The organism is Pelovirga terrestris (assembly GCF_014773365.1).
GTDB lineage: Bacteria > Desulfobacterota > Desulfuromonadia > Desulfuromonadales > Geopsychrobacteraceae > Pelovirga > Pelovirga terrestris.
Map to the genome: position 1 here is coordinate 146,700 of NZ_JACWUN010000002.1, position 15,033 is coordinate 161,732.

Annotated in this window: 15 protein-coding genes and 6 tRNA genes; 20 read left to right on the top strand and 1 reads right to left on the bottom strand. The window is 54.4% G+C overall.

Going from position 1 to position 15,033, the window contains the following annotated elements; all coding sequences use genetic code 11:
• Positions 1–36: 36 nt before the first annotated feature.
• The 20 genes from ICT70_RS02235 to ICT70_RS02330 all read left to right on the top strand — a co-directional run bounded on the left by ICT70_RS02235 (position 37) and on the right by ICT70_RS02330 (position 14,198).
• Positions 37–113, top strand: a tRNA-Arg gene (locus tag ICT70_RS02235).
• 51 nt (positions 114–164) lie between these two features.
• Positions 165–240, top strand: a tRNA-His gene (locus ICT70_RS02240).
• Positions 241–337: 97 nt separating this feature from the next.
• A tRNA-Leu gene (locus ICT70_RS02245) sits at positions 338–422 on the top strand.
• Positions 423–527: 105 nt separating this feature from the next.
• Complete coding sequence (tig, locus tag ICT70_RS02250) at positions 528–1,862, top strand: trigger factor (RefSeq protein ID WP_191153759.1); 1,335 nt, start codon at positions 528–530, stop codon at positions 1,860–1,862.
• Between the two features lie 2 nt (positions 1,863–1,864).
• The gene (clpP, locus tag ICT70_RS02255; protein ID WP_191153760.1) at positions 1,865–2,461 is read left to right on the top strand and encodes an ATP-dependent Clp endopeptidase proteolytic subunit ClpP; all 597 of its coding nucleotides are present in this window, start codon (positions 1,865–1,867) and stop codon (positions 2,459–2,461) included.
• A 14-nt stretch (positions 2,462–2,475) separates the two neighbouring features.
• Entirely contained in the window at positions 2,476–3,723 is a 1,248-nt protein-coding gene (gene clpX, locus ICT70_RS02260; protein ID WP_191153761.1) for an ATP-dependent Clp protease ATP-binding subunit ClpX, read from the top strand.
• A gap of 102 nt (positions 3,724–3,825) precedes the next feature.
• A complete protein-coding gene (gene lon, locus ICT70_RS02265; RefSeq protein ID WP_191153762.1) occupies positions 3,826–6,174 on the top strand; it encodes an endopeptidase La in 2,349 nt (782 codons plus the stop codon).
• A 146-nt stretch (positions 6,175–6,320) separates the two neighbouring features.
• Positions 6,321–6,593: an HU family DNA-binding protein gene (locus ICT70_RS02270; protein ID WP_191153763.1), complete on the top strand. Its 273-nt coding sequence runs from the start codon at positions 6,321–6,323 to the stop codon at positions 6,591–6,593.
• A gap of 112 nt (positions 6,594–6,705) precedes the next feature.
• Positions 6,706–6,782 (top strand) — tRNA-Asp (locus tag ICT70_RS02275).
• Between the two features lie 23 nt (positions 6,783–6,805).
• Positions 6,806–6,881, top strand: a tRNA-Val gene (locus ICT70_RS02280).
• A gap of 7 nt (positions 6,882–6,888) precedes the next feature.
• Positions 6,889–6,965: transfer RNA gene (locus ICT70_RS02285), tRNA-Asp, on the top strand.
• Between the two features lie 482 nt (positions 6,966–7,447).
• Positions 7,448–8,878, top strand: coding sequence for a F0F1 ATP synthase subunit beta (gene atpD / locus ICT70_RS02290; protein ID WP_191153906.1), 1,431 nt, complete (start codon positions 7,448–7,450; stop codon positions 8,876–8,878).
• Positions 8,868–9,257, top strand: coding sequence for a F0F1 ATP synthase subunit epsilon (locus tag ICT70_RS02295; RefSeq protein ID WP_191153764.1), 390 nt, complete (start codon positions 8,868–8,870; stop codon positions 9,255–9,257). The genes atpD and ICT70_RS02295 overlap by 11 nt, the downstream gene beginning before the upstream one ends.
• Positions 9,250–9,588, top strand: coding sequence for an AtpZ/AtpI family protein (locus tag ICT70_RS02300; protein WP_191153765.1), 339 nt, complete (start codon positions 9,250–9,252; stop codon positions 9,586–9,588). The genes ICT70_RS02295 and ICT70_RS02300 overlap by 8 nt, the downstream gene beginning before the upstream one ends.
• On the top strand, positions 9,581–9,904 hold the full coding sequence (locus tag ICT70_RS02305) for an ATP synthase subunit I (RefSeq protein WP_191153766.1): 324 nt from the start codon (positions 9,581–9,583) through the stop codon (positions 9,902–9,904). The genes ICT70_RS02300 and ICT70_RS02305 overlap by 8 nt, the downstream gene beginning before the upstream one ends.
• Entirely contained in the window at positions 9,885–10,583 is a 699-nt protein-coding gene (locus ICT70_RS02310) for a F0F1 ATP synthase subunit A (protein WP_191153767.1), read from the top strand. The genes ICT70_RS02305 and ICT70_RS02310 overlap by 20 nt, the downstream gene beginning before the upstream one ends.
• A 58-nt stretch (positions 10,584–10,641) precedes the next feature.
• Entirely contained in the window at positions 10,642–10,914 is a 273-nt protein-coding gene (locus ICT70_RS02315) for a F0F1 ATP synthase subunit C (RefSeq protein WP_337906547.1), read from the top strand.
• Between the two features lie 4 nt (positions 10,915–10,918).
• On the top strand, positions 10,919–11,773 hold the full coding sequence (locus ICT70_RS02320) for a F0F1 ATP synthase subunit delta (RefSeq protein WP_191153769.1): 855 nt from the start codon (positions 10,919–10,921) through the stop codon (positions 11,771–11,773).
• Entirely contained in the window at positions 11,770–13,314 is a 1,545-nt protein-coding gene (locus tag ICT70_RS02325) for an alternate F1F0 ATPase, F1 subunit alpha (RefSeq protein WP_191153770.1), read from the top strand. Before ICT70_RS02320 ends, ICT70_RS02325 begins: the two co-directional genes overlap by 4 nt.
• Positions 13,311–14,198: a F0F1 ATP synthase subunit gamma gene (locus ICT70_RS02330; protein WP_191153771.1), complete on the top strand. Its 888-nt coding sequence runs from the start codon at positions 13,311–13,313 to the stop codon at positions 14,196–14,198. The genes ICT70_RS02325 and ICT70_RS02330 overlap by 4 nt, the downstream gene beginning before the upstream one ends.
• A 198-nt stretch (positions 14,199–14,396) precedes the next feature.
• On the opposite strand, the gene thiE is transcribed toward ICT70_RS02330, so the two are convergent.
• Complete coding sequence (gene thiE, locus ICT70_RS02335) at positions 14,397–15,032, bottom strand: thiamine phosphate synthase (RefSeq protein ID WP_191153772.1); 636 nt, start codon at positions 15,030–15,032, stop codon at positions 14,397–14,399.
• Between the last annotated feature and the right edge of the window lies 1 nt (position 15,033).

The window sequence follows — 15,033 nt, forward strand, 5'->3', positions numbered from 1 at the left end:
ACCAGCCCTTGTCGGTTACCACAGGCTGCAATGTAGGCGCCAGTAGCTCAGCTGGATAGAGCAACGGACTTCTAATCCGTAGGCCGGGGGTTCGAATCCCTCCTGGCGCGCCATTTTTGTTTGACAATTTATTATTTATTTTATAAAGTACCGAAGTTTTTCTGGTGGGTGTAGCTCAGTTGGTAGAGCACTGGATTGTGGCTCCAGATGTCGAGGGTTCAAGCCCCTTCACTCACCCCATTTAAGCGCGAACAATGCTCACCTTCCACGCTCAGTTAGCCGGTCAGACCGGGTGGGTATGGGGGGTGAGCATTGTTGCTTGTCGTGTTGATGTTGTGCGGATGTGGTGGAATTGGCAGACACGCTAGACTTAGGATCTAGTGCCGCAAGGCGTGGGAGTTCGAGTCTCCCCATCCGCACCAGACATTAAGGTTTTCTTTTAATTCAATTCACCGGGTTTTGCTATGTGCCCTTGTCTCCATATCCCTAAAGATGTTGAATTGCAAATCAGGAAGGACAGTTAATTAATGAATGTTACCGTCGAAGATTTGAGCCCGATCAAGAAGAAAGTCACCATCGAAGTCCATGCCGATCTGGTTGCCAGTGAGTTGGACAGTGCTTTTAAAAAAATCGCCAAGACCTCAAATATCAAAGGCTTTCGCAAGGGAAAGGTGCCCAAAAAGATACTTGAGCAACAATACGGCCCCAAAGCGCATTACGACACCATTGGATCGTTGATTAACAACAGCCTTTATAAGGCGCTGATCGATAACAAGATTGAAGCTGTATCCCAACCGGAAGTTGTCCAAACCGGAGCCATTGAAGAGGGGAAGCCCTTTGCTTATGAAGCGGAAGTCGATGTGCGACCGGAGCTGACAGCAAAAGATTATACCGGCCTTGAGCTGGAAAAAGAGAAGCTTGTTTTCGATGAGGCGGCAGTCGATCAGCAGTTGGAGCAAATGCGCCAGTCCAGGGTGCAGCTGGTTGTTGCTGAATCCGAGAGCGCCCGCCATGATGATACCGTGGTGATCGATTTTACCGGCTATATTGATGGTGTAGCCTTTGAAGATGGCGCCGCAGAGGACTATCAGCTGGAGCTGGGATCTAACAGTTTTATCCCCGGTTTTGAGGAGCAACTGGTTGGCATGAAGCGGGACGAGGAAAAAGACATCAGTGTGACCTTCCCCGAGGCCTATGGCGCCAAGAATCTGGCCGGCAAGGATGCTGTCTTCAAGGTCCTGCTCAAGGAAATCAAGGAGAAAAAGGTTCCTGCCCTGGATGATGATTTCGCCAAAGAGCTGGAAGCGGAAGGCCTGGAGCAGCTCAAAGAAAAAACCCGTGAGAACCTGAAGTCCCAGCAGCAGCAGCAGATCGATAATCAGCTGCAGGAAAACCTGATGAATGCCCTGCTGGAAAAGAACCCCTTTGAGGTGCCGGACGGGATGGTCACCAACCAGCTCATGTACCTTAAAGACAGCTTTTCACAGCGCTTAAAGGCCCAGGGGATGTCGTTGGAAATGTTGGGCATGAATGACGAAAGCTTCAACAAAACCTACTGGGATATGGCGACCCAACAGGTCAAGGGAGAATTGCTGCTCGATGCGATCGCTCAGCAGGAGCAGCTTGTTGTTGCTGATGACGAGGTTGAAAAAAAATTCGCAGCTTTTGCCGAGCAGAGCAACACCCCGCTCGAGCAGGTCAAACAGTTCTTTGAAAACGATCAGGCCCTACGCGGCCTTAAGGGGCAATTGCTGCAGGAAAAAGTTTCTGCATTTTTGCTTGATAGCGCCGTTATTACCGAGGTTGAGCCCAAGACCCCTGAGGATGAGAACGACTCTGAAAACCCAGAAAAGGAATCCTGAACATGTCATTGGTACCCATGGTTGTTGAAGATACCGGTCGCGGCGAACGAGCCTACGATATTTATTCACGCCTGTTAAAAGACCGGATCATCTTTTTAGGTGGTGCCATCGAAGATCACATGGCCAACCTGATTATTGCTCAGTTATTGTTCCTTGAATCAGAAGATCCTGATCGTGATATTCACCTTTATGTGAACTCACCAGGCGGTGTGGTGACAGCGGGGATGGCGATTTATGATACCATGCAGTACATTAAATCCCCTGTTTCTACCATCTGTATCGGCCAGGCCGCCAGCATGGGGGCTATTCTGCTCGCGGCTGGAGCTCCCGGTAAGCGTTACGCACTGCCCCATGTCCGGATAATGATTCATCAGCCGCTGGGTGGATTTCAGGGACAGGCGTCGGATATTAATATCCATGCCCGTGAAATTCTGCGCATGCGTGAAAGCCTGAATGAACTGCTGGCTCGCCATAGCGGCCAAAAACTTGAGAAGATTGCTCTTGATACGGAACGGGATTTTTTCATGGATAGCGAAAGCGCCCGTGATTATGGTATCATTGACGACATCGTGAAGAAGAAACCCGGTCGTCAAGAGTAACGGAGGTACACCAGGTGAGTTCAAAAGAAGAAAATAGCCATTTGACCTGTTCATTTTGTGGAAAATCACAAGAAGAAGTCAAAAAGCTCATTGCCGGTCCGACGGTCTATATCTGTGATGAGTGCATTGAGCTGTGTAACGATATCATTGATGAGGAAGCGCGGCAGGATCAGGCTACTGTTGGCAGCGGAAAGAATCTTCCAAAACCTTCAGAAATCAAGGACGTCCTTGACGAGTATGTGATTGGCCAGGACCGTGCCAAAAAAATTCTCTCGGTTGCAGTCTACAACCATTACAAACGGGTCGAATTTTCTGATAAAAATGACGACATTGAAATTCAGAAAAGCAACATCCTGCTGCTTGGTCCCACCGGCAGTGGTAAAACCCTGTTGGCCCAGACGTTAGCCAGGGTTCTGGATGTGCCTTTTACTATTGCCGATGCGACCAATCTGACCGAAGCCGGCTATGTTGGTGAGGATGTCGAGAATATTATCCTGAGCCTGTTACAGGCGGCGGACTATGATCTTGAAAAAGCACAAAAGGGAATCATCTATATCGATGAAGTCGACAAGATTGCCCGTAAGTCAGAGTCTCCCTCAATCACCCGTGATGTGTCAGGGGAGGGGGTACAGCAGGCGCTACTGAAAATCATCGAAGGAACAACCGCCAGCGTGCCGCCCAAGGGCGGGCGTAAGCATCCGCAACAAGAGTTCCTCAAGGTTGATACCACCAACATTCTGTTTATCTGTGGTGGTGCTTTTTCCGGGCTGGAAAAGATCATCAGCAAGCGTATCGGTTCCAAAGCCATGGGTTTTGGTGCCGAAGTCCGCTCGTTAAAGGAAGAAGACCTTGGTGATCTGCTGACCAAAATCCAGCCGGGTGATTTGCTGAAATATGGCCTGATCCCCGAGTTTGTCGGCCGGGTACCGGTGATTGCCACGCTTAATGAGCTGGATGAAGAGGCCCTTATCCAGATTCTGCGTGAACCAAAGAACGCCCTGATTAAACAGTACCAGCGGTTGTTTGACATGGAGAATGTTAAACTGAAGTTTACCGATGGTGCTCTGGTTGCGGTCGCCCGGGAAGCCCTGGCACGTAAGACCGGTGCCCGTGGTTTACGCTCGGTGCTTGAGAATTCCATGCTTGAGGTGATGTATGATATTCCCTCACAGGATCGCGTCAGAGAAGTTGTCCTCAATGATGAAGTGATTACCAAAGGGAACAAGCCGATCATTCTCTACGATGTTGCTGAAAGCGCCTGACCCCTTCATTGTTTCTATGGTGGCAATCACTTCCGGTTGATTTTCTGGAGCGCAGACCCTTTGTTGGGCGTCTGCGCTCCTTTTGTCTGTAGAGGTAAAACTATGTCCGATGACGATGCCCGGGTTATTGATCAACGCCAGTATCCTTTGTTGCCGCTACGCGATATCGTTGTTTTTCCCTATATGGTTGCCCCCCTTTTTGTTGGTCGACCGCTGTCAATCGGCGCCCTTGAGAGTGCGGTACAGGACGCCGATAAACTGATTTTTTTGACGACCCAAAAAGATCCACGAAACGATGACCCTGCTGGAGATGATCTTTACTCAGTCGGCACTCTGGGAAAGGTTGTCCAGCTGCTAAAGCTTCCCGATGGCACGGTGAAGGTTCTGGTTGAGGGAATTCAGCGCGGTGAAATTCAATCTTTTGCGCCGGGCAAAGATTACCACCGGGTCGTTGTCACGCCATTGCAGGAAGACGCATCGACCCGCTCGACCGAGTTGGAAGCGGTGATGCGGGCAGTGGTCAGTGCTTTTGATGCCTATATCACCTTAAGCAAAAAAATCCCGCCTGAGGTCAACGCAGCACTTGTCGGCATTGATGACCCAGCCCGGCTCGCAGATACCGTAGCGGGCCATCTGCAGGTCACGATTGCGGAAAAGCAGGAGGTGCTGGAACTCCTTAATCCTGCGCGGCGACTTGAGCATCTGCTGGTATTGCTGGAACAGGAGACGGAAATCCTGCAAATTGAAGGGCGGGTCCGCAGTCGTGTCAAGAGTCAGATGGAGCGCAGTCAGAAGGAATACTATCTCAATGAACAGATGCGGGCCATTCAGAAGGAGCTCGGTCAGCAGGATGATTTTAAGCAGGAGCTTCTGCAGTTTGAGCAGCAGGTTGATGATAAAAAAATGTCAACAGAGGCTCAGGTCAAGGCCCGGGCCGAAATTCGCAAGCTCAAGATGATGTCCCCCATGTCGGCAGAAGCGACGGTGGTGCGTAACTATATCGAGATGCTGTTGTCCTTGCCGTGGGATAAGGGCACCCGTGATCGCCATGATCTGGTGAAGGCTGAGCAGATCCTTGATGAGGATCACTATGGGCTCTTCAAGGTTAAGGAACGTGTCCTTGAATATCTGGCGGTACAAGCGCTGGTTAAAAAAATCAAAGGACCCATCCTGTGTCTGGTAGGCCCCCCCGGTGTTGGCAAGACCTCGCTGGGACAATCGATCGCCAAAGCCTTACAACGAAAATTCGTCCGCATGTCGTTGGGGGGGGTTCGTGACGAAGCGGAAATCCGTGGTCATCGGCGTACCTATATCGGTGCGATGCCGGGGAAGATTATTCAGGGACTGCGCAAGGTCGGGGTGAAAAATCCGGTTTTCATGCTGGACGAAATCGACAAGATGAGCACTGATTTTCGCGGTGATCCTTCTTCTGCGCTGCTTGAAGTGCTTGATCCTGAACAGAACAACAGTTTTGTCGACCATTTTCTTGACGTGGACTACGATCTGTCAAGTGTGCTTTTTGTCGCGACCGCCAACAGCCTGCACTCGATTCCCCGACCGTTACACGACCGGCTCGAAGTGATCCGTATTGAGGGCTATTCCGAAGAAGAAAAGTTGCATATTGCGCGGCGCTATCTGCTGAAAAAACAGATCGCAGCTCATGGCCTGAAGGCCGATCAGGTCCAATTTTCCGACGCGGCACTCTACGATATTATCCGCCACTATACGCGCGAGTCAGGGGTTCGCAGCCTCGATCGTCAAATTGCTGCCGTGATGCGCAAGCTGGCTAAAAGGGCGCTGCTTGAGGGGAAGAAAAAACACTTCAGGGTGACGGACAAGCAGATCACAAAATTTCTTGGAGTGGCACAATTCACGTATGGGTTACGTGAAAAAGAGGATCAGGTCGGGCTGGCTACCGGCCTCGCCTGGACTGAAACCGGTGGAGAATTGCTGGTTATTGAGGTCACAACCTTCCCAGGACAGGGCAAGCTCATTATTACCGGGCAACTGGGAGAGGTTATGCAGGAATCCGCCCAGGCCGCTTTAAGCTACATCCGTTCACGCTGGCAAGAGTTGGGCCTTGAAGAAAACATGATCTCCTCCCTTGATATTCATATCCATGTGCCGGAAGGTGCCGTACCCAAAGATGGACCCTCTGCCGGCATCACCATTGCCACCGCGCTGGCGTCAGCCCTTAGCGGTCGGCGTGTCACCAAAGAAGTTGCAATGACCGGTGAGATTACCCTGCGTGGACGAGTCCTTGCGATCGGTGGATTAAAGGATAAAATTCTTGCTGCCAGGCGTGGCGGCATAGCACGGGTCATCATTCCGGCAGATAACCGTAAGCATCTAGTGGAACTGCCGCAGGAACTGGTGAAGAGTATCGAGGTTGAAACAGTGGAGCATATGGATCAGGTTCTGGCCCTGGCGCTGCTCCCACCCTTGGGATAATAAAAACGAGGATGACAAATAAGTTGCGAAAACTTGCTCAAGCCCCGTTATGACGGGAAAAAGAGCTTGACACTTTTTTCGCAAACCTGATATACCTTACGCGTTTTCGGACGGATCACATTAATCAATCATCAAGGAGGTATCCCGTGACTAAAGCGGATCTTGTCAACGCAATGGCAGAAAAAGCTGAAATTAGCAAAACTGATGCTGAAGCAGCACTCAAGGCATTTATCGAAACTGTAACAGAGGCGCTTCAGTCAGGTGACAAGGTTGCACTGGTTGGTTTTGGTACCTTCAGTGTTGGCGATCGTGCTGCACGGACAGGACAGAATCCGCAAACAGGTCAGAAAATTGAAATTGCAGCTGCCAAGGTTCCCAAGTTCAAGGCCGGCAAGGCGTTGAAGGATGCAGTCAATTAAACCCTGTTAGTCACGTTCGAAGCAGTTTAACGATAGTGGGAACAGGAAGCATTTGCCGTCCGGCATGTCATTCCGTCTGGGCGCATACAAGCTTCCTGTTTCTGTCTGAAGAGGGGCTGTAGTAGAGTCGGTTACAACGCCGGCCTGTCACGCCGGAGGTCGCGGGTTCAAGTCCCGTCAGCCCCGCCATTTTTTAGAATTGTATCAACGTCGGGCGAATAGCTCAGCTGGGAGAGCGCCTGCCTTACAAGCAGGATGTCGGGGGTTCGAGCCCCTCTTCGCCCACCATATTTAAGGGGCTGTAGTAGAGTCGGTTACAACGCCGGCCTGTCACGCCGGAGGTCGCGGGTTCAAGTCCCGTCAGCCCCGCCATAAAATCAAGCACTTAGCCAGTTTTGGTTAGGTGCTTTTTTCATTTGTGCCCATTCCACCAGGAACTAAACTCCATGTAAGTGTAGCTCGCAATGAAGCAGAGCCCCCCTCCATTGGCCGCCACATATGACAGTTATGTCAAGTATGACAGATACCGTTGTTGACTTTACCTGCCACTAGCCTACGCACTGTTCTCTTTACTCATTGTTATCGATGGGTTGTATTACCTTAATCAACTATTCTTTTCTGGCCCGATAGTTGCGATATAAGACACTTCGGTAAGACATGAGTAAGGTGGTGCATTCAGCGTAATTTAAACTGTTGCCGAGAGAATGCTACGCACAAACAAATGTAAGAACTACAGAAACTTAACGGATGCGCTGAGGATCTATTTGAACAGATACCGCTTGTTGCGTGCAGAGCTTCGGTGAACATTTGGCGCGGGCGAGGAAGACGGATTGTCGAGGGCAAGCATGCAGAAGATGAAGAACAAAAATAGTCCTGCGAACTCCGGCGCAGTGATCTCGGTGCGCGGCAGCGTCGTCGATATCCGTTTCGACGCGCATTTGCCGCCCATCTATTCGTTGTTGTACGCGCAGGATGGAAAAATTGCCATCGAAGTTTTAGCTCAACTCGACGCCCATCGCGTGCGCGGAATTGCGTTGACTCCCACTCAGGGTCTGGCCCGTGGCATGGTGGTTGAATACACAGGCGGGCCGTTAATGACGCCGGTCGGCAAGGGAATTCTCTCGCGCATGTTCGACGTCTTCGGCAATGCGCTCGATCGCGAAGGTGAGGTTTCAAACGTGGAGTGGCGCTCCGTCCATCACGCCCCGCCGGCGTTGGCAAGACGTTCCACAAAATCCGAGGTCTTTGAAACGGGCATCAAGGTTATTGATGTGCTCGTACCCCTCGAACGCGGTGGCAAGGCGGGGCTGTTCGGCGGTGCGGGTGTCGGCAAAACGGTCCTGCTCACCGAAATGATCCACAACATGATCGGCCACCACGAGGGGGTCAGTCTATTTTGCGGCATCGGAGAACGCTGTCGCGAAGGTGAAGAGCTTTACCGCGAGATGAAGGACGCCGGCGTGCTGCCGAACATGGTCATGGTGTTCGGGCAGATGAACGAGCCGCCGGGCAGTCGGTTCCGCGTGGGCCATGCCGCGCTGACGATGGCCGAGTATTTCCGGGATGACGAGCACCGTGACGTGCTGCTGCTCATCGACAATATCTTCAGGTTCATCCAGGCTGGCTCGGAAGTGTCCGGCTTGATGGGGCAAATGCCATCCCGGTTAGGCTATCAGCCAACCATGGGTACCGAGTTGTCCCGGCTGGAGGAGCGCATCGCCAATACCGACACCGGCGCCATCACGTCGATTCAGGCGGTATATGTGCCGGCAGACGATTTCACCGATCCGGCGGCGGTGCATACGTTTTCGCATCTTTCCGCTTCCATCGTGCTGTCGCGCAAACGGGCAAGCGAAGGACTTTATCCGGCCATCGACCCGCTACAGTCAAGTTCCAAGATGGCCACGCCCGGCATCGTCGGCGAACGGCATTACGCCTTAGCCCAGGAAATTCGGCGAACCCTCGCCCAATACACGCAGCTCAGGGACATCATCGCCATGCTTGGCTTAGAACAGCTTTCGCCGGAGGATCGTAACGTGGTGGCGCGCGCCCGTAGGTTGGAACGATTTCTCACCCAGCCCTTTTTCACGACCGAGCAATTAACCGGACTTAAAGGCAAACTCGTCAGCCTTGAGGACGCGCTTGACGGCTGTGAGCGCATCCTGCGCGATGAATTCAAAGAGGATCCGGAGAGTGCTCTTTACATGATTGGAACGATTGATGAAGTGAAACGTAAACCGAAGGAAGGGAAGGAAGGGAAAAATGGGAGTGGCCATGAAACTTAAGGTGCTGCTGCCGTTTCGCATCTTTGCCGAGAAAACCGGTGTGACCCGCATCGTGGCGGAGACCCATACCGGCTCATTCGGTATCCTGCCGCGCCGACTTGACTGCGTTGCGGCACTGGCACCGGGGATTCTGATCTACGAAAACGACATCGAAGGCGAGGTATACCTGGCGGTGGATGAAGGGGTGCTGATCAAGACCGGCTTAGATGTGCTTGTTTCGGTGCGCAACGCCATCGCCGGAACCGACCTTAGCACCCTACGCGATTCGGTGGAGCGGGAGTTTTTGAACCTGGACGAACGGGAGCAGAGCATGCGCTCGGCGCTGGCGAAAATGGAGAGCGGATTTATCAGCCGCTTAGCGGGGTTCCATCATGACTGACGAATCCGATCAGAAACCGTTGAAGTCGCCGCCGAAGCTAAGCCGGGAAGTTGGCGTCAAGGCGGAGCGCAAATTGCGTGCGCAACGCCATGTCAACCGTACCGTCTGGTTCGGGCTGGGCATGATGGGGCTGATCGGCTGGTCGGTAACGATTCCGACCCTGCTCGGTGCGGCGCTGGGTCTGTGGCTGGATCAGCAGTATCCGGGAGGTCGATCCTGGACCCTGGCCCTGCTGGTTGTCGGCCTTGCCATCGGCTGCTTGAATGCCTGGCATTGGGTGACCAGAGAAAACCGGGCCATGCGTGAAGAACAGGAGGATGACGATGAATGAAGCGTTTCGTTTGGCGCCGGTGTTGGTGGCGGGCGTGTTGCTCGGGGCGATTTTTTATGGCGGCCTGTGGTGGACAGTTCGCCAGGGCGTTTCGTCCCAACGGCCGGCGCTTTGGTTCTTCGGCAGTCTGCTGCTGCGGATGAGCATCGTCCTGACCGGATTTTATGTTGTTGCTGATGGTCAGTGGCAGCGACTGCTGGTGTGTTTCGTTGGATTTGTGACGGCGCGCCTGATCGTGACGTGGCTCACCCGCCCGCCGGTCGATTCTCGCAATGTGCCGGCAAAGGAGGGTTGTCATGAATTTAAGTCCCGATGAGATCATTTTCTGGCAATGCGGTTTTTTCAAGCTCAACGCCACCATTGTCTTCACCTGGGGACTGATGTTGGTCATGGCCGTCGGGTCATTACTCATCACCCGTAACATTTCCATCGGTCTTGCCCGTTCCCGGTGGCAAAATCTGCTGGAAATTGTCGCCACCCTGACCGAGAAACAAATCGAAGAAGTGGGCCTTGGCCACCCGAGAAAATATCTCCCCTTTTTGGGCACGCTCTTTCTGTTCGTCGCCATGGCGGCCCTGTTCACTGTCTTTCCCGGCTACGAGCCGCCGACCGGCTCGCTCTCGACCACCGCGGCGCTGGCGCTCTGTGTGTTTGTGGCGGTGCCGCTGTTTGGCATCATCGAACGCGGCTTTGGCAATTATCTCAAGTCCTATGTGCAGCCGACGTTCATCATGCTGCCGTTTAATATCATCAGCGAACTTTCGCGCACGCTGGCCCTGGCTGTTCGTCTGTTCGGAAACATGATGAGCGGGGCGATGATCATCGGTATTTTGCTGACCATCACGCCCTTTATCTTTCCGGTCGTGATGAAGGCCCTCGGCCTGCTCACCGGCATGGTGCAAGCCTACATCTTCTTTATCCTGTCCACGGTTTACATCGCGGCCGCTACCCGTGTGAATACATCAAAATCTGAAGTGGACCCCATTGAACCATGAACCATAAACCTTGAACCATAAATAATGACAACCAGGGAGATCTCATACTATGGATAGCATGACGTTAATCGCAATCGCATCTATTCTCGCTGCAGGCCTCACCACCGGCATCGGCTGTATCGGCCCGGCGCTGGGGGAAGGGTGGGCAGTATCGACCGCGCTGAGATCGCTGGCTCAGCAGCCAGACGCCTCCGCCACCATCACCCGGACCTTGTTCGTGGGGCTGGCGATGATCGAATCCACGGCCATTTATTGCTTCGTGGTCTCGATGATTCTCATATTCGCCAACCCGTTCTGGAACTACTTCATCGCTCAAACCACAGGACAGTAAGCCGATGTTAATCGATTGGTTCACCATCGCTGCGCAGGTGCTCAACTTTCTCATCCTGGTCTGGTTGATGAAACGCTTTCTCTACAAACCCATCCTCGACGCCATCGACGCGCGGGAGGAGAGGATCACCAGAGAGCTTGCCGATGCCGACGCAAAAAAGGCTGAAGCGCAAAAAGAGAGTGCGGCGTTCGAGCGCAAAAACCAGGAATTTGACCAGCAGCGCAACGCGCTTCTGAGCCAGGCAACGGAGGAGGTAAAAGTCGAACGTCAGCGTCTTCTTGACGAGGTACTACAGGCGGCCGAAGCTCTTCGCGCCAAACGGCAGGAGGCCCTTGTGCGCGAACAACAGACCCTGAACGACGAAATAACCCGCCGGACGCGCAAGGAAGTTTTCGCCATCACGCGCAAGACGCTGACGGACCTCGCCGGGGCAAGCCTGGAAGAGCGCATCAGCGAGGTGTTCAGGCGCCGTTTGCGAGAGCTGGACGCTGAGGCGAAGGGACGCTTTGCCAAGATCCTGAACACATCATCCGCTCCGGTGCTGGTGCGCAGCGCCTTTGAGCTGCCGGCTGAACAGCGAGCCGCGATCCATCAGGCGCTCAACGAAACCTTCGCGGCTGAAATCGACGTTTGTTTCGAGATCGCACCGGACCTGATCAGCGGCATCGAACTTACCGCGAACGGACGAAGGATCGCCTGGAGCATCGCCGATTATTTGACGTCACTGGAAGAGAGCATTGGCGAACTGTTGCAAGGACCGGCCAAACCCAAAACCAAACCGGAGGTTGATCCGGCCACGCAAGCCGAACCCAAGCCGAAGCCCGGGACGCAACCTGTCGCTGCCAAGGAGACGCAATGAGCGCCCCGGCAGATGCTTTACAAAACGGTGTCGACCGCGCTTTCACCGTTCTTGGCCGGGGGCGCGAAATCTTCACGCCGCAACTGACGGCGCGGGAGGTGGGCACGATTACCGGTGTCGCCACGGGCATCGCCCAGGTCACGGGCCTTCCCGGCGTCGGCTTTGATGAATTGGTGATGTTTCCCGGCGATGTCTTCGGCATCGCCTTCAATGTCGACCCGGAAGAGATCGGCGTTGTCCTGCTCGGCGAATACTGGCATCTGAACACCGGGGATGAAGTCCGGCGCACGGGCCGGGTCATGGACGTGGCCGTGGGCGACGGATTGCTGGGACGTGTCATCGACCCACTTGGCCGGCCTCTCGACGGCAACGGACCGGTGGCCGCCAGCCGGCGTCAGCCGATCGAACGCCCCGCCACGCCCATCATGGATCGGGCGCCGGTCACGGTGCCGCTCCAGACCGGAATTAAAGTTATCGATGCGCTCATTCCCATCGGTCGCGGTCAGCGCGAGCTGATCCTCGGCGACCGCCAGACCGGCAAGACCGCCATCGCCGTCGACACCATTCTGAATCAGCGCGGCAAGGATGTCCTGTGCGTTTATTGCGCCATCGGTCAGCGAGGGGCCGCCATCGCCAAAGCGGTGGCCACTTTGCGGGAAAAAGAGGCGATGGATTATACCGTCGTGGTCGTCACCGAGGGCAATGATCCGCCCGGTCTCGCGTACATCGCCCCTTATGCCGCCACCAGCATTGCGGAGTTTTTCATGGAAGCGGGGCGCGATGTGCTGATCGTTTATGACGACCTCACCCATCATGCCCGCGCCTATCGCGAACTTTCTCTGTTACTGCGCCGACCGCCCGGCCGCGAAGCATTTCCCGGCGACATTTTTTATATCCACTCGCGGCTGCTCGAGCGCGCCACGCACTTACGCAAGGAACTGGGCGGCGGCTCGCTCACCGCGCTGCCCATCATTGAAACCGAAGCGCAGAATATTTCCGCCTACATTCCGACCAATCTGATTTCGATCACCGATGGGCAGATATACCTCTCGCCGGCGCTGTTCGAGCTGGGTGTCTTGCCCGCGGTCGATGTCGGAAAGTCCGTCTCACGCGTCGGTGGCAAGGCGCAACGCGCCGCTTACCGTGCGGTAGCCGGCGATCTCAAACTCTCCTACGCGCAATTTGAAGAACTCGAAACCTTTGCCCGGTTCGGTGCTCGGCTCGATGAAGATAACCGCAAGGTCATTGCCCATGGGCAGCGCATCCGGGCCATCCTCAAGCAGCCGGAATTCGCGCCGGTATCCATGCCCGGCCAAATCACTCTGTTGCTGGCGTTGACCGCAGATCTGTTCGTCGAGGTACCGCTTGACCGGATGAACGCGGCCGAGCGGGCCGTGCGCCAGGCGGCGGCCAAGATTCCGGCGGAGGTGAGCGAGCGCCTGGAGAGCGCCGACACCTTGAGCGCTGCGGATCGTGAAACGATCATTGAGATCGCCCGCCAGGCCCTCGCTGCGTTTTTAACCGCAATGGAGATGTCATGAGCGACACCTCCGCGAGCCTGCGCCGAAAAATCGATAGTGCCGGAAATTTGCAGTCGGTCGTCCGCACGATGAAAGCCCTGGCCGCTTCCAGTATCGGTCAATATGAGCAATCGGTGCGGGCGCTCGGTGATTACTATCATACGGTGGAGCTGGGATTGGGCGTCTGTTTTCGCGACGCCGATTCCTCTGGCCTGATGACCGGAGAGACCAAACAAACGAATAAGGGTGTGATCGAGGCGGTCGTGTTCGGCTCAGACCAGGGGCTGGTGGGCCAGTTTAATGACCTGGTGGCCGATTATGCGGTCAAGACGCTGGCGACTCTGACCGCCAAGGCCAATGTCTGGGCTGTCGGCGAGCGCGTGCAGGCACGCCTGGCGGACGTGGGACTGCCACTGTTGGGACTCTTTACCGTGCCGAACTCGGTCACAGCCATCTCCTCGCTGGTCGGGCAGATTCTCGTGGAAAGCAAGACGCATCGCGATCAGGGTGAAGTCAGTGAACTTTACCTCTTTTACAACCGCCCTGCGTCCGGGGCGGTTTACACCCCCGTTAGCCAACGATTGCTGCCGCTAGATGCAACCTGGCGCCGCGAGCTGGCCGAACTTCACTGGCCGCTGGAGAATTTGCCTGAGATCATTGGCGACAAAACCGAGACACTGCGGGCGCTGATCCGCGAATATCTCTTCGTTTCACTTTTTAGGGCCTGTGCCGAATCCCTCGCCAGCGAGAACGCAAGCCGCCTGGCAGCGATGCAGCGCGCCGACAAAAACATCGACGAGCTGCTGGAGGGTCTCAATAGGACATTCCACCAACTGCGTCAGAGCGGCATCGACGAGGAACTGTTTGACGTTATCTCCGGCTTTGAAGCCTTGAGCACAAACTAAAATGTGATACATTGACTCGGTGAAGGTTGGTCGATTTTGGTACCCCTGTTGTGTTAACCGAATTTTTTTCTCCTGGCTATTGTTTTCACCTGATGGACTCGAATTTTATAAATTATTCAGTAGACGGCCTGTCACGCCGGAGTCGCGGGTTCAAGTCCCGTCAGCCCCGCCATTAATTCAACAAAAAGGGACGGGTTTTTAGCAGTGACCGATAGCGTCTATGAGTTTTTTGCATACCGATGTAGGGTTTTTTGCCGTCAATAAGCTGGAGATGACCGCAGCCCCATGGGTACCGGTGGTCATAACCGCTGGGGTATTGGTGACCGTTATGCCTCCCAGGGCGTACATTGGCAGCGCAGATGCCCGGCAGGCTTCTTGTAGTTCCGAAAGCCCCTTGGGCGCACCGTAGCTTGCCTTTGAGGGGGTATAAAACACCGGACCATAGGTGGCAAAGTCAGCGCCCTGATCGGCGGCAGTGGTCACTTCTTCGGTGGAATGGGTAGAAACGCCGATCAGTTTTTCTTTGCCTAACAATTGTCGCGCTACCGCTGTGGGCAGGGAGCGACTTCTTAAGTGGACACCGTCGGCATTAACCGCCAGGGCAATGTCAACGCGATCATTGATGAGCAGCAGGCAGTTGTGACGCAAGGTGATGGTGCGAAGATGTTGTGCCATGTCGTAGAGCTGCTGTGCCGGCAAATCCTTCTCACGTAGCTGAATCATCCGTACTCCGGTTACCATCAATTGTTCCAGTACCTCGAAAAAATTCTGTTCCGGTCGAATCAGCCGGCGATCGGTGATCAGGTAAAGGGGCGGCAGGGGGGACTGTTTCATT